Annotated in this window: 20 protein-coding genes; all 20 read right to left on the reverse strand. The window is 57.5% G+C overall.

Features of this window, described 5'->3' with window-relative positions; genetic code table 11:
- Nucleotides 1-382: 382 nt before the first annotated feature.
- The 20 genes from glyS to PSTEL_RS19005 all read right to left on the reverse strand — a co-directional run bounded on the left by glyS (nt 383) and on the right by PSTEL_RS19005 (nt 22,051).
- On the reverse strand, nt 383-2,452 hold the full coding sequence (gene glyS, locus PSTEL_RS18915; RefSeq protein WP_038697728.1) for a glycine--tRNA ligase subunit beta: 2,070 nt from the start codon (nt 2,450-2,452) through the stop codon (nt 383-385).
- A complete protein-coding gene (gene glyQ / locus PSTEL_RS18920) occupies nt 2,445-3,332 on the reverse strand; it encodes a glycine--tRNA ligase subunit alpha (protein ID WP_038697730.1) in 888 nt (295 codons plus the stop codon). Before glyQ ends, glyS begins: the two co-directional genes overlap by 8 nt.
- Nucleotides 3,333-3,737: 405 nt before the next feature.
- Nucleotides 3,738-4,493 (reverse strand): DNA repair protein RecO, encoded by a 756-nt coding sequence (gene recO / locus PSTEL_RS18925; protein WP_038697732.1) that lies wholly within the window; start codon nt 4,491-4,493, stop codon nt 3,738-3,740.
- A gap of 36 nt (nt 4,494-4,529) precedes the next feature.
- On the reverse strand, nt 4,530-4,673 hold the full coding sequence (locus PSTEL_RS27170; protein WP_084065182.1) for a YqzL family protein: 144 nt from the start codon (nt 4,671-4,673) through the stop codon (nt 4,530-4,532).
- Nucleotides 4,674-4,780: 107 nt separating this feature from the next.
- Nucleotides 4,781-5,674 carry a GTPase Era gene (gene era, locus PSTEL_RS18930; RefSeq protein WP_038697734.1) on the reverse strand — a complete coding sequence of 298 codons (894 nt, stop codon included), beginning with the start codon at nt 5,672-5,674 and terminating at the stop codon, nt 4,781-4,783.
- Nucleotides 5,675-6,219: 545 nt separating this feature from the next.
- Nucleotides 6,220-6,639, reverse strand: coding sequence for a cytidine deaminase (locus PSTEL_RS18935; RefSeq protein WP_038697736.1), 420 nt, complete (start codon nt 6,637-6,639; stop codon nt 6,220-6,222).
- 56 nt (nt 6,640-6,695) lie between these two features.
- Entirely contained in the window at nt 6,696-6,995 is a 300-nt protein-coding gene (locus tag PSTEL_RS18940) for a diacylglycerol kinase family protein (RefSeq protein WP_425415238.1), read from the reverse strand.
- A 94-nt stretch (nt 6,996-7,089) separates the two neighbouring features.
- The gene (gene ybeY, locus PSTEL_RS18945) at nt 7,090-7,581 is read right to left on the reverse strand and encodes an rRNA maturation RNase YbeY (RefSeq protein WP_038697738.1); all 492 of its coding nucleotides are present in this window, start codon (nt 7,579-7,581) and stop codon (nt 7,090-7,092) included.
- Nucleotides 7,578-9,839 (reverse strand): HD family phosphohydrolase, encoded by a 2,262-nt coding sequence (locus PSTEL_RS18950; RefSeq protein ID WP_038697740.1) that lies wholly within the window; start codon nt 9,837-9,839, stop codon nt 7,578-7,580. Before PSTEL_RS18950 ends, ybeY begins: the two co-directional genes overlap by 4 nt.
- Nucleotides 9,840-9,853: 14 nt before the next feature.
- Nucleotides 9,854-10,825 (reverse strand): PhoH family protein, encoded by a 972-nt coding sequence (locus PSTEL_RS18955; RefSeq protein WP_038697742.1) that lies wholly within the window; start codon nt 10,823-10,825, stop codon nt 9,854-9,856.
- Nucleotides 10,826-10,831: 6 nt separating this feature from the next.
- Nucleotides 10,832-12,022, reverse strand: a complete 1,191-nt coding sequence (gene yqfD, locus PSTEL_RS18960; protein WP_038697744.1) for a sporulation protein YqfD — start codon at nt 12,020-12,022, stop codon at nt 10,832-10,834.
- Nucleotides 12,019-12,312, reverse strand: a complete 294-nt coding sequence (gene yqfC / locus PSTEL_RS18965) for a sporulation protein YqfC (RefSeq protein WP_038697746.1) — start codon at nt 12,310-12,312, stop codon at nt 12,019-12,021. Before yqfC ends, yqfD begins: the two co-directional genes overlap by 4 nt.
- A 208-nt stretch (nt 12,313-12,520) precedes the next feature.
- Complete coding sequence (locus PSTEL_RS18970; RefSeq protein WP_038697748.1) at nt 12,521-13,108, reverse strand: hypothetical protein; 588 nt, start codon at nt 13,106-13,108, stop codon at nt 12,521-12,523.
- A gap of 34 nt (nt 13,109-13,142) precedes the next feature.
- Nucleotides 13,143-14,141, reverse strand: coding sequence for a flotillin-like protein FloA (gene floA / locus PSTEL_RS18975; RefSeq protein ID WP_038697750.1), 999 nt, complete (start codon nt 14,139-14,141; stop codon nt 13,143-13,145).
- A 71-nt stretch (nt 14,142-14,212) separates the two neighbouring features.
- Nucleotides 14,213-15,574, reverse strand: coding sequence for an NfeD family protein (locus PSTEL_RS18980; protein ID WP_038697752.1), 1,362 nt, complete (start codon nt 15,572-15,574; stop codon nt 14,213-14,215).
- A 123-nt stretch (nt 15,575-15,697) separates the two neighbouring features.
- Nucleotides 15,698-16,141 (reverse strand): GatB/YqeY domain-containing protein, encoded by a 444-nt coding sequence (locus PSTEL_RS18985; protein WP_038697754.1) that lies wholly within the window; start codon nt 16,139-16,141, stop codon nt 15,698-15,700.
- Nucleotides 16,142-16,156: 15 nt separating this feature from the next.
- Nucleotides 16,157-16,330 (reverse strand): 30S ribosomal protein S21, encoded by a 174-nt coding sequence (gene rpsU / locus PSTEL_RS18990; protein WP_005547957.1) that lies wholly within the window; start codon nt 16,328-16,330, stop codon nt 16,157-16,159.
- 132 nt (nt 16,331-16,462) lie between these two features.
- A complete protein-coding gene (locus tag PSTEL_RS18995; RefSeq protein ID WP_038697756.1) occupies nt 16,463-16,822 on the reverse strand; it encodes a histidine triad nucleotide-binding protein in 360 nt (119 codons plus the stop codon).
- Between the two features lie 529 nt (nt 16,823-17,351).
- On the reverse strand, nt 17,352-20,873 hold the full coding sequence (locus tag PSTEL_RS19000) for an AAA family ATPase (protein WP_038697758.1): 3,522 nt from the start codon (nt 20,871-20,873) through the stop codon (nt 17,352-17,354).
- Complete coding sequence (locus PSTEL_RS19005) at nt 20,870-22,051, reverse strand: exonuclease SbcCD subunit D (RefSeq protein ID WP_038697760.1); 1,182 nt, start codon at nt 22,049-22,051, stop codon at nt 20,870-20,872. Before PSTEL_RS19005 ends, PSTEL_RS19000 begins: the two co-directional genes overlap by 4 nt.
- Nucleotides 22,052-22,123: the final 72 nt, after the last annotated feature.

Below are 22,123 nucleotides of genomic sequence, written 5' to 3' on the forward strand. Positions count from 1 at the left end.
AGAAAACTCTAATCGAAGTTTTTGCGAAGATGCCGCCAAATCCTTCTTAAGAGCAGTTTTTCTTGCAATATCAGGTAGCCGGGCCTTTGAGGTTTATACTGTCTGATATTATAAGAAAAAACTCCGTTTTGAGTTCCCTTGAAGCATAGACCTTGTCCCTCTTTTGCGGTTGATGATCACGCAGCTGAGGAACCTTGAATTGTTCCCAAGAGGCACAGAAGAAGACAAAGGATAAGCTCAGAGGCTTATCCGTTTGTCCGCTTTGAGGCCGAGAGCAAGCGCTGCTCGGCGCCTTTTCGTATATTTATACCCAAAAAACGTGATTTGTACTACTTTTGCGGCCTCTTCTCTATTTATCGTCAGATCAGGGGCCGAAATGAAGCTACCAGACCAGCTTGCCGAAATCCGCAAAGCTCTTCATGTCTCCATCGACGCCGGCGAGCAGAGCCAGCCGGTTGCCGCGGACCGCTTCGTCGTCCGCCATAACCATAACCGAATCGAAGAAAGCGGTAATGGCGTCGCTCATTCCTGACAGAAGGGAAAGCGCAAGAGTCATATCGCCGCTGTCCAATGCCTTGGCGTAAGGCAGATGAATCGACTGCCACGCTTCGTACAGCGCACCCTCAGCCGCTTCGCTAAAGAGCGCCGGATCGAGCACGGCTGCTCCGGCCTTGGAGGCCAGATTTCCGACACGGGTGAACGAATCAACAGTGGTCTTGAAGTTCTCCTGGGACGCGATTGTATCCGCCAGCGCCCGGCTTCGGGACACAACGGATACGATATTGTCATAGCCTGCAGCCATCACCGCATCGATCACGTCATATCTAATACTGCCTTCCAGCAGACGCTTGACGCGAAGACCGAAGAACTCATATAGGGTTATACGCAGCTCACCCTCAGAAAGTTTCAAATTTCGGCTATTTTCATGCACCTGAATGGCGATGTCGAAAATATCGTTTAATCCGATCGGCAGTTTGCGCTCCAGCACGATCTGCACGATGCCCGCCGTCTGGCGGCGAAGCGCGTAAGGGTCCTGGGAACCTGTCGGAATGATGCCGATCGAGAAGCAGCCGACAATCGTGTCGATCTTATCAGCGATGCTGACGATGGACCCGGCTTCGGTCGACGGAATGACGTCGCCTGCAAACCGCGGCTGATAATGCTCGAACACCGCTTTGGCGACCTGCTCGTCTTCACCGGCGAGACGGGCGTAATCCTCGCCCATCGTTCCTTGTAGCTCCGGAAATTCGTAGACCATCTGGGTCACGAGGTCGAACTTGCAGATGTCAGCTGCGCGGCTGACCTTCGCACTCTCAGCTGCGCCAAGCTTGGCAGCCAGCGCGTCGGAAATTTGCCGGATGCGGCGCACCTTGTCCGCAACGCTTCCGAGCTCTTCATGATACACGATATTCTCCAGCTTCGCGAGTGCATCCTCGATCTTCAGCTTCTGATCTTCTTCGTAGAAGAACTTCGCGTCGGACAGACGGGCGCGCAGCACCTTCTCGTTGCCTTTGGCGATCGTATCCAAATGCTCCGCGTTGCCGTTGCGCACCGTTACGAAATACGGCAGCAGCTTGCCGTCCTTGTCAAGCACCGGGAAATAGCGCTGATGCTCGCGCATGGACGTAATCAGCACTTCCTGGGGAATATTCAGGAACGACGGATCGAAGGTTCCGAACAGCACGGTCGGCGTCTCCACCAGGAAGAGCACTTCTTCAAGGAGATCCTCCTTGATTGCAATTGTCCAGTCCTTCTCCGCAGCAAGATGGTTGATCTGTTTCAGGATCAGGCTTTCGCGCTCCTTGACGTCAGCGATTACATACTGTTCCCGAAGTGCCTCCACATACTGTGAGGGCTGCTGAATCACCGTCTCCTTCCCAAGGAACCGATGGCCGCGGCTGACATTGCCGGTCTTGACGCCGGCGATTTCAAAATCAATGACATCGCTGCCGAACAGAGCGACCAGCCAGCGGATCGGACGGACAAACTTGAAGTCGTAAGCGCCCCAGCGCATATTCTTTGGAAAAGTCATCGCATGCACGATGCCCGTCAGTCCTTCAGCCAGCAAAGAAGCCGACTCAACGCCCTTGCTGTTCTTGGTGGCGTAGATGTACTCAACGCCGCCCAGTTCCTTGAATGTAAAATCATCCGGGCTTACGCCCTGGCTGCGTGCAAATCCGAGCGCCGCCTTGCTCCACGCTCCATCTTCGCCGAGCGCGATTTTGCGTGAAGGTCCCTTCACTTCTTCGCTGACATCTGTTTGACGCTCGGAAGCGTCCTTCACGAGAACCGCCAGACGGCGCGGCGTTGCGAACGCCTGCACCTCGCCATGCCTGATGCGGGAAGACTCCAGCCATTTCTCCGTTCTCTCTTTGAGCTGCTCCATCGCTGCGCGGATGAAGCGCGCCGGGATTTCCTCCAGGCCGATTTCAAACAGCAAATCCTTAGCCAAGCTGAACACCTTCTTTCTTCAGCAGCGGGAAGCCGAGTTTCTCGCGCTCCTCTACATACGTTGCCGCCACCTGGCGGGCCAGGTTGCGCACTCTTGTAATAAAGCCCGTCCGTTCCGTCACGCTGATTGCGCCGCGCGCGTCCAGCAGATTGAAAGTGTGCGAGCATTTCAGCACATAATCATAGGCCGGGAACACGAGATGCCGGTCCATGGCCCGTCTGGCTTCCGCCTCATACGTATTGAACAGTCCGAACAGCATGCTCACATCCGACACCTCGAAGGTATAGGTGGAGTGCTCCACTTCCGGCTGGTGGAACACGTCACCATAGGTCAGGCCGTCCACCCACTCCAGGTCGAATACATTTTCCTTCTCCTGGATATAGGAAGCGAGACGCTCCATGCCATACGTAATCTCAACCGATACCGGGCTTGTCTCAATGCCGCCCACCTGCTGGAAATACGTGAACTGTGTGATTTCCATACCATCCAGCCATACTTCCCAGCCGAGGCCGGCGCAGCCCAGCGACGGATTCTCCCAGTTGTCTTCGACGAACCGGATATCGTGCTGGAGCGGATCGACGCCGAGCGCTTTCAGGCTGTCCAGGTAAATTTCCTGAATATTGTCCGGCGACGGCTTAATAATGACCTGGTATTGGTGATGCTGGTACAGGCGGTTTGGATTCTCCCCGTAACGTCCGTCAGACGGACGGCGGGAAGGCTCGACATAAGCAACCTTCCATGGCTCCGGTCCGAGCGAACGCAGGAACGTCATCGGATTCATCGTACCCGCGCCCTTTTCCGTATCGTAGGGCTGGACGATAATGCAGTTCTGTTTCGCCCAGAACTCATTCAGCGTCAAGATCATCTGCTGAAAATTCATGTTACACCGACTCCTTCGCTTCTTAATTTCTATCTGCGATGGAGGCGGTGCTTTTGACATATCAAAAAGCTCCCGCCCCCATGCCTGAAGTTCAGACATAGGGACGAGAGCTGTTCATTCTCCCGCGGTTCCACCCTACTTGATTCCGCATACCTTCCGGATCTCCGGCGATGATCAGAATCCACTTTCGCTGCCGCTTTGCGCACTCCCGGACGCCCTTTCATAGCCGCTGCCTCCTCCGGGCTTCCACTACCCCCGGCTCGCTAAAAATCAGCATCTCGGCCACTACTTTTCCGTTCAACATGCTTGCCGGATCATCCGGCGGCGGCCCTTCCGATATACTGCCTTTGAATGGCAGATTTCAAGAAGAAACTGTTCCTATATTAACGGAAAACAGGGCTTTCGTCAAATCCCGTATTTATCGAGCTGGTCCAGGAAGCTCTGCGATTTCAGATGCAGACCAAGCTGGGTGTCCATGAACGCGCGCATGACCTTTTTGAGTTCCTCGCGCGTGCTCTCTTTGACATCGACATTCCCGAGCCTGGTCAGGTCGAGGGCGGCGAACAGGCGCAGGAGCTTCAGCGTCCGGAGCGAGACCTCCATAGCCGGCGGATCATTGTGCCGGCAGGCGCGGCACAGCACGCCGCCCAGCCTCGGACTGATTCTCAGCTCCTCGTCCGGCTTCTCTTCGCCGCAGACGACACAGGCATCAAGCTGCGGTCCGTAGCCGGCCGCCTGCAGAATTTTCATCTCGAACACATTGATGATAACGCCCGGTTCCTTGCCTTGTTCCAGCGCGTTCAGACATGCCGACAGCTGCCGGAACCAGAAGCTGCCCGTCTCTTCGTCATGGAGCACGCGGTCCAGCAGCTCACAGGCGTAAGCGCCGTAGGCCGCTTTGACCAAATCCTCGCGGATCGCATGATGGGAATCGATAATCTCGCCGGAGTTCAGTGTCCCGAGACCGCTGTTATTTCGAAAAAAAACATAAAGACCCTGTGTAAAAGGCTGGACCAGAGCGGCATGGCGGCTCTTCACCTTCTTGGCTCCCCTGACGAGAACGCCTACCTTGCCCGTGTTTTCGGTGCAAAGTGTAACGATCGCATTCCCTTCGCCGTAGTCCATACTGCGGAGGACGATCCCTTCAACCCTGTGTAGCATGCCTCTTCCCCCAACCACTGGGCAAGCAACCAGTCCTTACTGAGCTTCTTCATCATAGACCTGCTCATCTTCCCCCGCGGTTCCGGCTTCCCCTTCAGGCATATCCGCTGCCTGGCGGTACAGCAGGTAGGCGTCGACATCACCAGTCATTGCAAAATACTTCCACGAAAAATCTCGCATTCGTATATCCCCCTTCGCAAATCACGATGCCTTCCTAAAGTAGGATGACCTTTGCGATGGGTTCTATCCTTGCAATTCCTGGCAGTCCGGCGCGCCTGAGGAAGAAATTACTGATCCTTGTGGAAGCCCAAATCGCGCAGAACGCGCTCCTGGTTCCGCCAGTCTTTTTTCACTTTGACCCACAGCTCAAGAAACGTCTTCGAGCCCAGCAGGTTCTCGATATCGGTGCGGGCCCGTCTGCCGACTTCTTTCAGCATGGCGCCCTGCTTGCCGATAATAATGCCTTTTTGCGAATCGCGCTCGACAAAAATAACAGCCGAAATATGCACGACTCCGTTCGATTCGGCGCGCATGTCCTCAATCGCCACCGCAATGGAATGCGGGACCTCTTCACGGGTCAGGTGCAGAATTTTCTCACGGATCAGCTCGGCGATAACGAACTGCTCCGGATGGTCGGTGACCTGATCCTCCGGATAATACTGCGGCCCTTCCGGCAAATACTTCTCCAGCTGCTCCAGAAGCGTATTCACATTGCTGCCCACTTTGGCGGAAATCGGTACGATCTCGGCAAAATCATGGAGCTTGCTGTACTCCGTAATCATCGGCAGCAGCGCATCCGGCTCCAGCTTGTCGATTTTGTTCATGACGAGTATGACCGGCGTCTTCACATTTTTCAGCTGCTCGGCAATGAAGCGGTCTCCGCCTCCGAGTCCTTCGGATGCATCGATCAGGAACAGTACCGCCTCTACCTCGCCCAGCGTGCTTATAGCGGTCTGGTTCATGTAATCGCCCAGCTTGGACTGGCGTTTGTGAATACCCGGCGTATCGAGGAAGACGATCTGGGACTTATTCGTCGTATATACCCCGTGAATTTTGTTGCGTGTTGTCTGCGGCTTGTCCGACATGATAGCGATCTTCTGGCCGATGACCTGGTTCATCAGTGTCGATTTGCCGACATTGGGCCTGCCGATAATTGCGACAAAGCCTGAATGGAATGACATATGTTTCCTCCTGTTCTACCCCCTCAATCCCCCTGATAGGGGGACTCCAAGGGCTCCGCCCTCTGGACACCCTGAAATTGGCGTGCCTGCTGCGGTTGCGTCGTTGATGGGACGGTGGCGAAGGACCCGCTTACGTTCCCTTTGGTCACCCGCTCACGTTTGCGCCTGGAAAACAGGTGGGGCGCCTAGTGTGGCGGGTTATTTGCTGCTATGTGCGTGTGCGCGCTGGCTCCTTCGGAGCATCGCTCACGTCTGCGTGAAAAGACGAAGGCGTTGCGTTGGGTGCTTGACTGCTCTTGTGTGCGTGTGCGCGCTGGCTCCTTCGGAGCATCGCTCACGTCTGCGCACAAAGACGAGGGCGATGCGCTGCGTTTGCCTGCCGCTGTGTGCGTGTGCGCGCTGGCTCCTTCGGAGCGCCGCTTACGTCTGCGCACAAAGACGAAGAGCGATGTGCTGCGTTTGCCTGCTGCTGTGTGCGTATGCACGCTGGCTCCTTCGGAGCATGGCTTACGTCTGCGCAGGGCACAAAGTTCCTTTGCTGAACCTTACTCCGGTTTCTGTCCTTGTCTCAATTCCTCGGAGCCGAAGGCGCCGGGAAGCAGCTCGCGGACCGTCGTCTCGCGAATATCGCCCTTCATATTGCCGAGGATGATCTTCATATCGGGATCGCACAGCTCGGCAATCACCTGGCGGCAGATGCCGCAGGGCGTGATCGGCAGATCCGTGTCGCCGACAACGGCGAGCGCCTTGAATGTGCCTGGCTTTTGTCCATGGGCCATCGCGCTGAACAGAGCGGTGCGCTCCGCGCAGTTGGTTGCACCGTAAGCGGCGTTTTCAATGTTGAAGCCCTGGTGCACCTTTCCGTCCTGATCGAGAAGCGCGGCTCCCACACCAAAACGGGAGTATGGAATATAGGCGTTGGCATGTGCTTTGACAGCTTCTTGCAGCAGAAGTTTGGAATCCATCTTTTGTCCATCTCCCTGATATCAATTATTTGTGCCCTATTGGGCTGCATTCCTTGTTATGACATAAACCCTGTGATCCAGTCCATCACCGGATGGTAAAAAACATACAGACCCGCAATCACCGCGAACACGGCGGTCAGCAGCACCGCCCCAGCGGCGGTATCCTTGGCCGCCTTGGCCAGAGGATGAATGTCCGGAGACACGAGATCGACCACCGATTCCACCGCCGTATTCATCAGCTCGGTGCCGAGAACCAGCGTAATTGCCAGCAGCAGGAGCATCCAGTCGCCCGGCGACACCCGGAACACAGCGGCCAATACAAGCACGATGACGGCGACTCCGGAGTGAACCCTCATATTCAGTTCGTTCCGGAAGGCAAGCGCGATGCCCTGGGCCGCATACCGAAACGACTTCCAGAAACGCTTGGGACCGCCGCCGTATTCTTCGGCATCAGCGGGTCAGCCCCACCTGCGAGAGCACCTGCTCCTGCTTGCCCATCATTTCCGCCTCGGATGCTTCATCCTGATGATCATAGCCCAGCAGATGGAGAAAGCCGTGTACGAACAAGAAGCCCAGCTCGCGTTCCAGCGAATGTCCGTACTCTTCCGCCTGCTCCTTGGCCCGGGTGACGGAGATGATAATATCTCCCAGCATGTCAGGAATGTCTTCCGACGAATCCTCAACCTCATAGACGATTTCAGGCTCGTCCTCTCCGGACTCATTCAGAGCGAATGAGAGCACATCGGTCGGACGGTCGATGCCCCGGTATTCCCGGTTCAATTCATGAATCCGTTCGTTATCGACAAAGGTCAGATCAACTTCGCCGCCGTCGACCCCTTCCAGCTTGCCCGCTTTTTCCAAAATTTGCTCCATCAGCGAGATCAGCGATTCGCCGATTTCCATTTCCTGCTGCTCATTGTTCCATACCAGCTGCAAGCTCATGCATGCACGGCCCCTTCCTCTTTTTTCGGCTTCTTGGCTTCCTCCGGGTATTCAATCCGCGAATGGAAAATGCCCATCACCGTCTCTTTCAGCGTTCGTGCGATAATATCCAGCTCCTTCAGCGTCAGGTCGCACTCGTCGAACTGATGATCGTCCAGACGGCTCTTGATAATCTTCTCGATCATCGTCTCTACCTGTTCCACAGTAGGGCTACGCAGCGAGCGCACGGCCGCCTCCACGCTGTCGGCAATGCCGATGACCGCCGATTCCTTCGACTGCGCCTTCGGGCCGGGGTAGCGGAAATCATCCTCGGTGAAGTCGGGCTCCACGCCTTTTTCCTCCGCCTGCCGAAGCGCCTTATGGTAAAAATAATGCAAAAACGTCGTTCCGTGATGCTGCTCCGCGATATCCCGTATCGGCTTCGGTAGCTTATACTCCTTCAGCATTTCCACCCCGTCGCGGGCATGGGCAACGATGATGGATTTGCTTAGCATGGGATCGATCGAATCATGCGGATTTTCCATATTGTTCTGGTTCTCGATAAAATAAAACGGCCTCTTTGTCTTCCCGATATCGTGGTAATAGGAGCCGACCCGGCACAGCAGACCGTCCGCGCCAATCGCCTCGGCTGCAGCCTCCGACAAATTGCCGACCATAACGCTGTGGTGGTACGTTCCCGGCGTCTCGATCAGCAGCTTGCGCAGCAGCGGGTGATTCGGATTGGACAGTTCCACAAGCTTCAGAGCGGAAAGAATGCCGAAAGCCGATTCGAAGAAAGGCATTAGTCCGATGACTAGAACGACGGTTACAAGGCCGCCGGCGAATGCGAAGCCAATGGCATATACGGTTTGAACCTGCTGCCAGTCGCCGCCGCCAAGTAGCTTGGTCATGAATACGGTCAGCGATCCGAGCAGGCAGACGAGTATGCCGCCCTTGAACAGCGTCGCCCGCTGTCCCGCACGATAGGTTGCGAACACGGCGGTGAACGACACGACAAGCGCGAAGAAGCCGTAATTGAAATCGAAGATCGTATTCTGCTGCAGGTTCAGAATGACGCTGGCAAGCGCAGCGAACAAGAACGAACAGAAATAAGCCAGCGTAATATCAAGCAGCAGCGAGACGAGCATCGCTCCGATGGCGACAGGTGCCAGATATCCCATATAAGGCCGGGTATCGCTCTGGAGGAACGCCGCGATTCGCAGGGATAAGATTGTAATCAGAAAGACGAGAACCAGCATAAGCAGTTGGGAGTTATTATACTTGAAGCCGGAAGAACCGGTGCTCCCCGACTGCCGGATGAACATTAAGAGACCGAATGCCAGCAGAGCGGACAGGATCAAGAGGCCAAGCTGCGGCCAATAATCGATGTTGGTCCGAAGCAGTCCGTTCTCGTCCAGCAGCTGATAGAGCTCAGGCGTGATAAGCTGGCCTTTGGCTACCAGCACCTCACCCTGCTCGATATAGACGGGAGGCGTGTTCTCGCGGGCCTGAACCTCCGCATCCTTGGTCGCATCCTCATCGTAAAATTTATTGGCCGTAATCGCCAGCCGGGCGAGCTCCTGCACGACCTCGCGGGCCGTACGCTGCGTAAGCGAGCTGATGCTGACCTGCTCGGCCACCTTGGCCCGGGCGGCATCGGCCTCCTTGATCTGATCATTCATCAGACGGCTGACGATGTCACGGGCTACCGGCTTCATCTCGATAATGTCCTGGGAGGTCAGGCGCGGAATCTTGATATAGGTTTCTTCCGGGATAGAATACGCCTGTTCTTTGATCCGGGTCTGCATCTCATCCAGCAGATTATTCGAGTATGTCCCGGAATTGCGGGCCGACGCCACAAAGCTCAGCACATAATCATTCGCCCGCTGCGGGATCTCCTCCCGGTAGATGGCGGTTTTGTCGCTTTGGGAGATCGAATCATCCTGATTAAGACGGTCGATGCGGTCGAGCAGGGAAGTTACGAGATTCTCCGGACGGATCTGGATAATCTCGTATTTCGTATCTACGTTCTGGGCGGCCTCCTCCTGCGCCTTCAGCGTCGCCTTTTTATCGGGAATCCTGCTCGGTGATGTGATCTCCTTGGCGCTGTGGGTTCCCTCTTTGATGTCATACCGTTTGGGGAGCAGATCCGGAGACAGGCTGAAATAGAACAAAATACCCAGCAGCAAAAACAAAGCATAGCGCGCCCCCGCGCTATACTTCCAGCCGGAATTGTTGTAGGTGAATCCGCTGAATTTGGAGGGTTGCTTTGAAGTCATGATGACGGTCCCCTTTATTCAAGGTTTTCAGCTGAATGCTCATAGGCCACAATGATCTTCTGCACCAGAGAATGCCGCACTACATCCTGTTCCGCGAAGTAGACGAACCCGATCTCATCGATTCCGGACAGGATCGTGTTGGCCTCGATCAATCCGGATTTTTTGCCCCGTGGCAGGTCGATCTGGGTGACGTCTCCTGTGATGACCATCTTGGACCCGAATCCAAGGCGTGTCAGGAACATCTTCATCTGCTCGGGGGTCGTATTCTGCGCTTCGTCCAGAATGATGAAGGAATCATCAAGCGTGCGTCCCCGCATATATGCAAGAGGCGCGATTTCGATCAGACCCCGCTCCAGCGCCTTGGCCACCTGGTCGGGCCCCATGACGTCATAGAGCGCGTCGTACAAAGGACGAAGGTAAGGATCGACCTTCTCCTGCAGATCTCCCGGCAGAAAGCCAAGGCTTTCGCCGGCTTCCACGGCCGGACGGGTCAGAATAATCCGCTTGACCGATCCTTCCTTCAAAGCGGCGACGGCGAGCACGACGGCAATATACGTTTTTCCGGTCCCTGCAGGACCGATGCCGAATACGATGTCCCTCTTCTTGATGGTTGTGACATAATGCTTCTGTCCAATCGTCTTGACTCGGATCGGTTTGCCGCGGAAGGTGGTGGTAATTTCGCCCTTGAACAGATCCAGCAGCTGATCGGCCCGGAAATCCTTGGCCAGCTCGACGGCATACTGCACATCCCGCTCGCTAAGGATATATCCGCTTCTTACCAGGGAGAGCAGGGATTGGAACAGCTGGGCCAGCATGTCCACTTCCCGCTCGCCGCCCCGCACGTTAAGCTCCGCTTCCCGCGAATCGATCACGGCGGGGATTTCTCTCTCAATCAGCTTAAGGAATCCGTCCTGCGGGCCGAAAAGCGCCAGCGCTTCTCCCGCGTTTTGCAAAGATATGCGTATGCTTGCAGTCTTATCTGACAAATAGCCTCAGTCTCCTTGGTTGTATACTAACGGAAGCTCTTCCGCGATTCTTTCATCCACTTCAAACAACACTTTCATATAAACTTTACCATTCTCTTTCTTCTCATGCAAAATTTTTTGGGCTTTGACGACGCTGTCGCTGCCGTAACGGGCTTTGATATCAGCCTCCGCCCGGGCAAGACCTTCCTGCTTCGCTTCCGCCGGCGTAAGGGTTGTTTCGGTAGTTTGGAGCTCCAATTCCTTCTCCGTCATCCAGCCCAGCGGCAGCTTGTATCCCCTCCAGGTAAGCGGATCATGCTCGGTCAGCGTCCGCGACTCTGTAAAATGCCCTCTGCCGTACCCCCACAGCTGAATGGCCCAGTTGCCGATCACCAAAAAGCTGCGGTCCTTCCTTTCCCCGGTGTAGGCGGTATAGGTTCGCGACAGCGGAGCCTCGATATTGTATTCATGCCAGACAAGGCCTCTGACCTCGCCCTTCGCCACAACATTCCGGGTGTTCGCTTCATCGCCGAGAATGCCGGATATCAGTATATCGCCCTTCTTCACCCTTGCGTTCCGCTCTACGACCGGCCTGCCCTGCTCCGCATAAATATCGGTTATCACCGCATCCGTGCGGCTGATCAGGTGACGCGGGCTGTTCAGCTTCTGCGCTTCCGGCAGTGCGGCTTCGACGATCTGGATCGTGACCGCTGTCCCGTTCCTCTGAATCCCTACCCAAGATACCCCGGGGAGACGGGCTGCAAGCTGCTTGGAGAGCTTGTCCGGCGAATTCATGCGCCAGATCCACTGGAACGGATAAATCCCTTCCTGGCGGGCGGCATCCAGCACATCCTCCGAAGCCAGGCGGCTGTTGCCCTCCACCCTTACGCTCCATACGAGCGAACAGAGAAGCACGAGGGCGGCGCCGAACAGCAGCAGTCCACCGGCGAAAAATTTACGCTTCAGCAGCCGGGACGCCACGAACGGCAGTCCGATCCGGCCCTTGACATGCATCCGGCAGCCTGTCTGCTTCAGAAGCGGCCGAAGAGCGAAAAAGTCATGCAGCAGTACATGCAGCTCCGCCCCGTTACCGGACGCTTTGACATTCCATATGGCGATACCCGCTTCATTCACGGCATTGATGAACCGCTCGGGGCGCTCGCCCCTGATCGACAGACGCACCGTTCCACGTATCCATGACAGCGGCGGTTCCTTCATCTGCTCTCCCCACTTTCCTTATATCTGATCTCGCAGATTATGCCTGTAAGCGTCAGTTCTTTTCCCAGAATGGACGTAACGACCAGATCCTCTCCGACGATCTCAAGCGAGCCCTTCGCAAGCGCAAGCTTAAGCTGCCCGGGGGAAAAGTGCAGCACGCCTCGGTGATTCTCAATGATCATCTCCCGATTCCCGATGAGGGTGATCCGGGGCATGTCGCTCAGCAGATCCTGCGGCAAATCCAGCAGTCCGCCCGTCCATCCCTTCAGACTGCGGCCGATCCGGGTCATATGTAGACGCTCCCCCTTCCTGTACTGTACACCTTATGCGGAAGCATGCTGATTTATGAAGCGCTCGGAAGCTTTCCGCCCCGTAACCGAAAAAGGAGCACTCCCTGTACTCCGGCCTCTTCTCCTAATCTTAGGAAAAAGACCTGTGAATACAGGTGTGCTCCTGTTCTCTCTTAGAAATATGCCGCAAAACTAGCTGAGACGCATCTTACCGCCGCGTTCTCATGGGGTTGCGTGAACGGGGCGGACCGAGAATCTCCGCCCAGATCAGGCCTTTACGAAGATCCGCCGGCGATACGGCGGAGTGGGATGGCGTGGACGATGCAGGACCATCCACATTCGATTTCGGTCCTGTTCCATCTCCACCCATATCGTTCGAGATGCGGTCCAGCGCCTTATGAACGCGCTGCAGCTCGCGGCGCATCCGCTCCTGCCGAATTTCCACTCCGTCCTCCTCGGGCTGCTCCATCGACATTCCTTCGCCTGTATCATAGTCGGGAGTCGGATTTAGAGCTCGTTCGGGGAACGCAGGAGCAGACGCCTCACGGCTGTCCTCTGTACTCCGTTCTTCCCTGTACGGAGAAGATTCCGAAGGAAGCGGGAAGCCGCTCCCCCGGGCTTCACGGGACTGCTCTTGACCCGCGTTCCCATGCGGACGGCGGGAATTCTCATCCGGACCCCTGCCGAAGGAAGGCATGCCGCCCCGGCGCGAGTTTCCTTTTTTGCGCTTGCCGGACTTATTCGCGTTCGAAATAAGCGCGAAGATAATGACCGCGACGATATAGATCCAACTCACAGGGCTTCACCTCCCCTTGCCGGATTGGCGCGCATTACTTCTCCCTCTTCGTTCCGTCGCCGTCCGAGTCGTTCAGCTTGCCGAGAGAGCCGCGCATCTGGGTATCGGCTTCGATATTTTTGAGGTTCATATAATCCATCACGCCGATTTGGCCACCCCGGAGAGCTTCCGCCATTGCAAGCGGAACCTGGGATTCGGATTCGACGACCAGCGCCTTCATCTCGACGACGCGGGCCTTCATCTCCTGCTCCTGGGCAACGGCCATCGCTCTGCGTTCCTCGGCTTTCGCCTGGGCGATCCGTTTGTCGGCTTCCGCCTGCTCCGTCTGCAAATAAGCGCCGATGTTCTTGCCTACATCGACATCCGCAATATCGATCGACAGAATTTCAAACGCCGTTCCCGCATCCAGCCCTTTCGAAAGCACGGTCCGGGAAATCAAATCGGGATTCTCCAGCACGTCCTTGTGCGAGTTACTGGAGCCGACTGTCGTAACAATACCCTCGCCGACACGGGCGATGATCGTCTCTTCGCCGGCGCCGCCGACGAGTCGGTCGATGTTGGCGCGAACGGTCACGCGCGCTTTGACCTTGACTTCAATCCCGTCGCGCGCAACTGCGGCAACGATCGGCGTCTCAATGACGCGGGGATTTACGCTCATCTGCACCGCCTGAAGCACATCGCGTCCGGCAAGGTCAATGGCGGCAGCACGGGTGAATTCAAGCGGAATATCAGCCCGCTGGGCGGCGATCAGGGCGTTGACGACCCGGTCGACGTTACCGCCGGCCAAATAGTGGCTTTCAAGCTGATTGATATTCAGGCCAAGTCCCGCCTTGGTCGCCTTGATCAGCGGGTTGACGATCCGGCTTGGCGTAACGCGGCGCAGCCGCATCGCGACAAGCGTAATAATGCCGATCCGGACGCCGGAGGCCAGCGCCGAAATCCACAGCATGACCGGGAAGAAGCTGAGAAAGACGCTTAGCACGATGATCACGACAACCGCGATCAGCAAGACGGTAATGAGAGATGCTTCCATGTTAGACATCGATCCTTTCTTTTTTCAAAAATGCCTTCAAGTTGAGTCGTTCATACTTCCATAGTTTAACCTTAATCATTGGCTTCCTTCACTACAATTCGCGAACCTTCCACCATCACGACGGATATGGGCCGATTGATAGCGATGAAGCCGCCCTCGGTCACGACATCGACGCGTTCGTTCCCGATCATTGCTGTTCCGGAAGGCCGAAGCGGGGTCAGGCTTACTCCCATCATACCCACCAGCTCAAGCTTCTCCCGTACAGGAACAAAGCCCTGATCCTTGCTGAGGCTGTCGCTCAAGATAAAACGGTTCCAGATTCCCCGCTCCTTGAACGCCATCGCGACCAGGACAATAACTACGACAGCCGCTCCAAAGGCGATTCCAAGACTGAACAGGGCATGCGTGAAGCTGTATGCCGCCCTTACAACCCCCGCCACAAGGCTGATCGATCCCAATACACCGAGGATGCCGAAGCTTGGAACAAACAGCTCAAGCACCATCATGACCAGCCCGACAATGAAGAGCAGCCATACCTCTGAGCCCGCAAAGCCCGCCACATAGTTGCCGAAGAAATACAGCACAAAAGCTATTGTTCCCAGAATCCCGGGTACACCGAAGCCCGGAACCAGCAGCTCGATGACCACACCGGCAATGCCGACAAAGAGCAGAATCGTCATGACGACCGGATGCGTCAGAAACTGCGACAGCTTCTCCGCTCCCGTATGCTCCACACGGAAGACGTCGCCAGTCTTGTAGCCCATCCACTCGGCGGCAGCTTCCGGGGAATCTTTGACGGCATCCGCATACCCGGCCTTCAGCGCCTGATCGCTCGTCAGAGCGATAATTTCGCCCTTGGCCTTATGCACGCCGAGATCCGGCTTGTCGAGCTCCAGATTGGCGTCCGTCATTCCGGCTGCAATGTCGGGGTCACGCCCGTTCAATGCGGCGGCTCCCGCCATCTTGGATTTCCAGAACGACACCAGTTTGGCATCGTCGACCTTGTGACCGCTGCCGTCTACTAACGAAGCCGACCCGATCATGCTGCCTGGCTTCATGACGATCTTGTTCGCATTCAGCGCGATATAACTTCCGGCCGAAGCGGCATTTCCATTAATAAAGGCAAGCGTCGGTATCTTGCTCTCCCGAACCATTGTTCCGATATCCTCCGCTGCTGACACCAATCCCCCCGGCGTATCAATCTCCAATATGATCAGCGAGGCTCCGTACCGCTCTGCCTCATCAAATCCGCGCTTCAGGAAGTTCTCAAGCCCCCGCTCGATCTCCTGATCCACAGGCAGAATAAATACAGCGCCCTCCTTCGAGCTGGCGGCTTCCCCGGACGGGGATGCCAGAGCTGTGCCTCCCAGCGTCAGAAGCAGCAGGAGCAGCGCCCAGACGGCAAGCGCGGCCTTCCGCAATTGCGTCACCATTCTTCCCTCCTGTCCTCTTAGCATTCTTGAAGCCTATACATAAGTATACGATTTATCCCCTCTGCCGTTTCACGGTTAACAAAAGAAAAACACCTCTCCGAAAGAAGAGGTGTTCACCTTATATTATTGCAGAAATTTCTGAACCGCCTGGTTCACGAGTTTACCATCGGCGCGTCCTTTGACTTTCGGCATCAGCGCGCTCATTACCTTGCCCATTTCACTCTTCGAAGAAGCACCGGTTTCCTGGATGGTCTGCTGTACAATAACCTGAATTTCTTCTTCGGAAAGCTGTTCGGGAAGATATTCCTGAATAATCTCGATTTCTGCTTTATTACTTGCAGCAAGCTCGTCTCGACCCGCTTTTTCAAATTCTTGGAGGGCATCTTTGCGCTGTTTGATTTCACGACTAAGGATATCAAGCACTTCGTTGTCGTCTAATGTTCTCTTCAAATCTATTTCAAGATTCTTTATCGTGGAACGAACCATTCGAATCGTGGAGAGTTTGAACTTGTCCTTACTCTTCATCGCCTGCTTCATATCTTCGTTCAATCGTTCGCTAAGATTCATGCTTGGGTGATCCTCCTAAAACTTTCTCTTACGAGCAGCCTCGGACTTTTTCTTGCGCTTAACGCTTGGCTTTTCATAATGCTTGCGTTTCTTCACCTCAGCCAAGACGCCATCTTTAGCGATGGAACGTTTAAAGCGACGAAGTGCAGCATCAATTGTCTCGTTTTTGCGAACTTTCGTTTCAGACACCAGTTTTCCCTCCCTCCGACCAGACCGTCCAAGAGCATAACACGGTTCATCAAATTTCATTATAGGTGAAACGGAAAGATGGTGTCAACCATAAGCCCATTCTTTTTGTAAAGAATCGAAAAGTTGCGTCAGTTAAGCGTGAGAAGACGAGCCGCCGACCAGCGCACCGAGCTTCGCTCCGCCAACCAAATGATAGTGCAGATGCGAAACAGCTTGTCCGCTGTCGGGACCGCAGTTGTTGATCAGCCGGTAGCCGGTCTCCGCGATGCCAAGATCCTTGGCAATCTGCTGCGCCACGCTGTGCATCTCCCCGATCAGCGGCAAATCCTCGGGAGCGACCTCATTCATGGAAGGAATCGGCTTCTTCGGAATGATGAGCACATGAACCGGCGCCGCGGGCTCGATATCGTAAAACGCCAGGATCCGCTCGTTCTCAAACACCTTGTTGCAGGGAATGCTGCCCTCGATAATTTTGCTGAAAATGGTCTCCATAACCACAATTCCTCCTATATTGATAGTGACATGTTCATTCGCCGGCAGTAAGCCGTCATGTCTTCCATCATACAGGAAATCCTTTGTTTTCGAAAGGAGACAGCTTTCTCGGCGCGCAAGCCCCCGGCTGGCTTCATCTTCCGGAATGCTCTCCGTCTGCTCGCATTGCGTGCTGGAAGGTTAATGCCATCATACAAACGCCTGATTAACTGTATTACATACAGCTCTAATCAAATATCAGGACACAAAGATTCCCGGCCTTACAGCCCCATAGAAGCGCTGGACATTACCGGAAATAGAAGGCCGATGTTAAGCGGAAAGCTAATCTAATTCATCATTTTTGAAAAAAGACAAAAAAAAAGAAACACCCTTCACAGCTTATAAAGCTGATTCGGCGGCGGACGTATGAAAAGGAAATGTTTCCCTATCATACGTCCGCCGAGGTGTTTCAAATGATGTCGGCTTAACTGTATTATAACAGGGGGGTGTGGGTGTCTCTGTGACAGTTATCACAACCCCCATGTCCATTTTAATTTTTTTCCATTAGGATTCTAGAGCCCAATCCTCCCGGCTGTGCGGGAACGACAACCAGCTTGCGGGCCAGTCTTGCACGAAGCTCCGGTACATGGCTGATGATCCCGACCGACAGATGATCGTTGTGCAGCTTCTCCAGCGAAGTAATGACCGTGTCCAGAAGCTCGGGGTCCAGCGTGCCAAAGCCTTCGTCCAGGAAAAAGAACTGAAGCGGATACTGTCCCCGAAGCTGAATCTGGGCGGACAGGGCAAGCGCAAGCGAGAGGGAGGTCAGGAACGTCTCGCCCCCCGACAGGGTGGTTACGGGCCGCTTGACCCCGCCGTTGCCGTCGTCCCGGATCACAAAGCCGCCGCCGGAATCGACCTCCAGCGCATAACGCTGGCCGCTCAGGAACCGGAGGCGCTGGGAGGCTGCCTGACATACCTGCATAAGCTGCTCCTCCGCCATATACTCGACAAAGGCGTTGCCTCTCAGGCAGGACTGCAGCTTGGACAGCCGGCTGTGCAGGTCCTCATATCCGGAGCGCTCCTTCTCCAGCTCGCTATAGCGTACATGCCTGGTCTTCACGTCTTCCAGATCCCGTTCGCCCCGTGCTCTGTTCTGAAGCGCCTGTTCATCCTCTTCCTTGCAGATGCGAAGCGCTTCTTCACTCTCCATCCATTCGGCTTCAGATAGCACCGCTCCGTCCAGCTTCTCTTCCAGATGCCGCAGCTGAAGCGTCACCTCGGCTTCGCCACCACGGTGCGCCTTGATTCGCGCGGCAGCCGCTTCCCGTTCCTCGGGCCCGACACCCGCCGCTTCCGCTTCGGATGCGTCCCCGAACGGCGAGGCGGCCAGAGAAGCCTCCCAGTTCCGTTCCGCCGCATCAAGATGCTCGCGGGCGGAATCGGCCGCCTGGCGGGATATCGCCGCCTCGCGCGCCTCGCGCTGAGCCCGCTCGGACGCTTCGCGGCTGCGGCGCCGGCCTTTCTCGGCCCCGACCTGGAGCTCCTGAATCCGGCGCTCGCATTCGTTCAGCAGCTCACGGGCCGGACGCCCTTCCGTCCACTCGACCAGACGGCGCTCCTTCTCAGTCCGAAGCTCCTGCTTGCCGCCTTGCTGGGCCGTCAAGCCCGCAAGCTCCCGGTCAAGTCCGGCGATCTCCTCTTGAAGACTCTGGATGGAGGCATTCCTCTCATCCAGAAATTTCACGCTGATTTCCAGCCGTCCCCGAATTTCCTCCGCTTCCTCGTCCTTGCGCTGGAGCTCCCTATAGGCGGCTTCCGCTTCTTCCGGCGCAAGCTGCGGGAAGCGAAGCTGCCAGTCGCTGCGCAGCTCAGCCAGCTTCCTGGCCAGCTCCTCCTCCCGGACGGCCGTCTGCGCCTCCCAGCCTCGGCCGGCTTCAACCGCAGCCGCTTCCTTCAGCACCTCCTGCTGAACGCGCTGTTCTTCCTCCCGATGGGAGGAAGCTCCGGCGCGCAGCGCAGCGGACCGCTCCTTCAGGCCGGCCAGCGACGCCTCCAGCTGCCCGGCTGCGTCTTGCTCCCGGGAAAGGACGAGCTGATCCGCGCGTGACGACTCTGGCGCGCCGGATGCGTCGCTTACCCAGCCGGAGAATGGCTCCGCAGCCGAAGACTCCGGCAGCGGGTTCGCCTGCATGGCTGCCGATCCATCGGCGGCCAACGCCCCGGCGGCTGCCGCTTCGGGGGCCGCCGCAGCCGGGACCGCGGAAGCCAGCTCGCCGTATGCCTGCTCCATCCAGACGCGGTCCTGCTCCCTGAGACTCCGCAGCGCGCCGCGGATGTCGGACACCCGCGCGGCCAGAGCCTCCACTTCCCGGAGCTTCTCCTCCGCCGCCGCGTCCTCTCCGCCATCATCCGGCAGGGCGGGAGCCGGATGATGCTGACTTCCGCAGACGGGGCAGGGCGCCCCGTCCTGCAGCTCGCGGGCCAGCGCCAGCGACAGCCGGTGCAGCTCCCGCTCCCGCAGCGCGGCCTGCAGCCCGCCGCGCGCTGTCTCGAGCCGCCCGGCCAGTCCGGCGGCGCTCTCTTCCGCGGTGGCCGCCGCCTCCAGGTGCAGGGCGGCCTCCCGCGCGGCGGCGCTCCTCCGCGCCGCCAGCAGCGTTGCCGCCGCCTCGGCCTCCGCGAGGCGGCTCCGCTGCGCCGCCAGCGCGGCGAGGCGCTCGGCGCGTTCGCGCGCCGCCTGCTCCGCCTGCGATTCGGCGGCGCGCAGGCTCTGGAGGCTCTGCATGGCATCCTGCAGAGCCTGACGGTCCTGGGAGCGGACCGCAAGCGGCAGCAGGCTGCTCTGCAGCTCCTGCTGCCGCTTTTGGCCCTTGGCCAAAAGCTCCCGCTCCCGGCTGAGCTTCGCGGCCGCTTCCTCCAGGCCGCGTGAAGCCGATGCGCGGCGCTCCTCCAGCGCCGCCAGCTCCCGCCGAAGCTCCGCGAGCTCGGCTTCCAGCTCCAGGGCCTGGCGCAGCCGGCCCTCACGCTCCCGCAGCGGCGGCTCCTCGGCAGCAAGCGCCTCCTGCGCCTGCCGCTCGGCCTCCGCCGAGGCAGCGGCCTCGCGCTGAGAGCCTTCAAGCGCGGCTTCGAGGCGCTCTGCCGCTGCAAGGCGGGTGCGCCATGCTTCATCGGCGCTTCGCCATGCCTTCAGCGCAGGCGCGATCTTGGCCGCCTCGTCGCCGCGCAGCAGACGCGCCTCCAGTGCGGCGATTTCCGGCTCCTGGGCTTGAAGTCCCCGCAATGCGGCTTCACGTACGGCCCGCTCCTGCTGCAGCTCGCGTATCCGATTGTAGCGTTCCGAACGGAGGCGCGCTTCATCGAGCCGCTTCCGGCAGACGGCCGCCGTCTTCACGGCTTCCGCGAGCCGTTCTTCAGCGGCCTGTACATCTTCGAGCCGCGCGCTGCCAAGCCCCTGCTGCTCCGCCTCCAGCGCCCGGAGTGCCGCCTCATTCTCCTTGACGCGGCGGCTGAGCTTGATGGCCAGCTGGTCGCCGTACTGCTCCAGATGGAAGAGCCGCTGGAGCATCTGCCGTCTGTCCACGCCCCGCAGGGAGAGGAACTCGGCGAATTTGCCCTGGGGGAGAACGACCGCTCGCGTGAAGTCATCCATTTTCAGCCCGATTTTATCCTCGACGCAGCGGGTCACCTCGGCCAGCTTGTCCGCGATGACGGTCTCCCCGTCCCCGCCGATTTCGATGAAGCGGCTGACCGAATTGCTGACAGTCTGCTCCCCCGTCCGTTTGAAGCGGCGCTCCACCCGGTAGCGGCTGCTGCCTCCCTGTGACGACAGCTCGAACGTGAAGGAGACGGACAGCGAGTCCTCGGAGTGGTTCATAATGCCCTGTGTGCCGCCCGCCGCGCGTTCCACCTTGCCGTACATGGCCAGCGTGATCGCGTCAAGCAGACTTGATTTGCCGCTGCCGGTCGGACCGAATATCCCGAACAGCCCGGTCTCGCACAGCGCCGTAAAATCGATTTCCTGAGCTTCACGGTAGCTCTGCAGCCCGCTTACTCTCAGCAGTACCGGCTTCATGCGCTCTCCTCTCCTTCCTGCTCGCTGCGTTCTTCCTGCGCCAGCTCCAGAAACAGCCGGACGAGCTCTTCCTCGGGCTCGGCTCCGCCTGTCTGCCGCTGGTAAAATTTCTGGAACAGCTCCTGCACCGGCATCCGTGAACGAAGCGATGCCTCAAGCTCCTGCTCCATTTCGGGATACACCGGACGGATATGTACGATCCCCTCCCGCGCTTTCCGCAGACGCTGAATATCAGCCGCGGACATTGCCTCGTTCAGCCGGATTCGGAGATCAATGAAGGCTCCCGGATCGCGGCCTTCATCCAGCAGCCGGTAGACCTCTTCCAGTCCTCCGGTACAGTTCCATTCCACGAGAGGTCTCCCGGATCGCAGCAGAATCTCCTGCGGCTCCGCGCCCGCACCGGGCGCCAGATCCAGCAGCGTGACGGATTTGGCCTGCCCGGCTTCGGAGAAGCTGTAGGCGAGCGGAGAGCCGCTGTACCGGATGACGCCTTCTCCCTTCACCTTCTGGGGACGGTGAAGATGTCCGAGCGCTGTGTACTGGGCTCCGCAAGCAAGAGCGGAAGGGTCGACCGTGTAGGCGCCCCCCACCTGAATCGGTCGCTCGGAATCGCTCTCCACACCGCCCAGCACATAAATATGGCTCATGGCGAGATTGACGGTGCGGGGCGAGAAATCACGGGACAGATGCTTCATCAGCCGCGCGACGCGCTGGCTGTAAGCCAGGCGCAGACCGTTCTCTTCGCTGTCTTCCGCCAGCAGCTCTCCGAGCCGCGCCTCCGAAGGATAGGGCAGCGCCGCGATAAGGGCTGTCTCCCCGGTCCGGGGAACGGCAATTGTCACCGGATCGCCGGCCGGCAGGCCCACCAGCGAAATGCCGTGGCCCGAGACAAGCGGCGTTACCGAGGCCACCCGCTCTGGCTGGTCATGATTGCCCGCGATGACCACCAGTTGTCTTCCGCTTACAGCAAGACGCGAAGCGGCTTCATAGAACAGCTGCTCCGCCGCTGCCGGAGGATTGACGGAATCATATACATCCCCCGCCATCATGACGAGATCGATCTTCTCCTCCTCGGCGATGCTTACCAGCTCGTCGACGAAATCCTCCTGTTCCTTCTGTCTGCTTCTCCCTTCAAGCGTACGGCCAAAATGCCAGTCGCCCGTATGCAAAATCCGCATGCTCCGCCTCTTTCCCGCCCTCATGGGCGTCTATAACTAAACCGCCGGGTTCCCGGCGGTTGATGATAATGT

The sequence above is a fragment of the Paenibacillus stellifer genome, from assembly GCF_000758685.1.
Taxonomy (GTDB): domain Bacteria; phylum Bacillota; class Bacilli; order Paenibacillales; family Paenibacillaceae; genus Paenibacillus_AQ; species Paenibacillus_AQ stellifer.

Excerpts from the sequence above, each read along its gene's own strand:
- glyQ (WP_038697730.1), bottom strand. The coding sequence starts at position 3,332 with ATGAATTTTCAGCAGATGATCTTGACGCTGAATGAGTTCTGGGCGAAA.
- recO (WP_038697732.1), bottom strand. The coding sequence starts at position 4,493 with ATGCTACACAGGGTTGAAGGGATCGTCCTCCGCAGTATGGACTACGGC.
- PSTEL_RS27170 (WP_084065182.1), bottom strand. The coding sequence starts at position 4,673 with ATGCGAGATTTTTCGTGGAAGTATTTTGCAATGACTGGTGATGTCGAC.
- era (WP_038697734.1), bottom strand. The coding sequence starts at position 5,674 with ATGTCATTCCATTCAGGCTTTGTCGCAATTATCGGCAGGCCCAATGTC.
- PSTEL_RS18935 (WP_038697736.1), bottom strand. The coding sequence starts at position 6,639 with ATGGATTCCAAACTTCTGCTGCAAGAAGCTGTCAAAGCACATGCCAAC.
- PSTEL_RS18940 (WP_425415238.1), bottom strand. The coding sequence starts at position 6,995 with ATGAGGGTTCACTCCGGAGTCGCCGTCATCGTGCTTGTATTGGCCGCT.
- ybeY (WP_038697738.1), bottom strand. The coding sequence starts at position 7,581 with ATGAGCTTGCAGCTGGTATGGAACAATGAGCAGCAGGAAATGGAAATC.
- PSTEL_RS18950 (WP_038697740.1), bottom strand. The coding sequence starts at position 9,839 with ATGACTTCAAAGCAACCCTCCAAATTCAGCGGATTCACCTACAACAAT.
- yqfD (WP_038697744.1), bottom strand. The coding sequence starts at position 12,022 with ATGAAGGAACCGCCGCTGTCATGGATACGTGGAACGGTGCGTCTGTCG.
- yqfC (WP_038697746.1), bottom strand. The coding sequence starts at position 12,312 with ATGACCCGGATCGGCCGCAGTCTGAAGGGATGGACGGGCGGACTGCTG.
- floA (WP_038697750.1), bottom strand. The coding sequence starts at position 14,141 with ATGGAAGCATCTCTCATTACCGTCTTGCTGATCGCGGTTGTCGTGATC.
- PSTEL_RS18980 (WP_038697752.1), bottom strand. The coding sequence starts at position 15,574 with ATGGTGACGCAATTGCGGAAGGCCGCGCTTGCCGTCTGGGCGCTGCTC.
- PSTEL_RS18985 (WP_038697754.1), bottom strand. The coding sequence starts at position 16,141 with ATGAATCTTAGCGAACGATTGAACGAAGATATGAAGCAGGCGATGAAG.
- PSTEL_RS18995 (WP_038697756.1), bottom strand. The coding sequence starts at position 16,822 with ATGGAGACCATTTTCAGCAAAATTATCGAGGGCAGCATTCCCTGCAAC.
- PSTEL_RS19000 (WP_038697758.1), bottom strand. The coding sequence starts at position 20,873 with ATGAAGCCGGTACTGCTGAGAGTAAGCGGGCTGCAGAGCTACCGTGAA.
- PSTEL_RS19005 (WP_038697760.1), bottom strand. The coding sequence starts at position 22,051 with ATGCGGATTTTGCATACGGGCGACTGGCATTTTGGCCGTACGCTTGAA.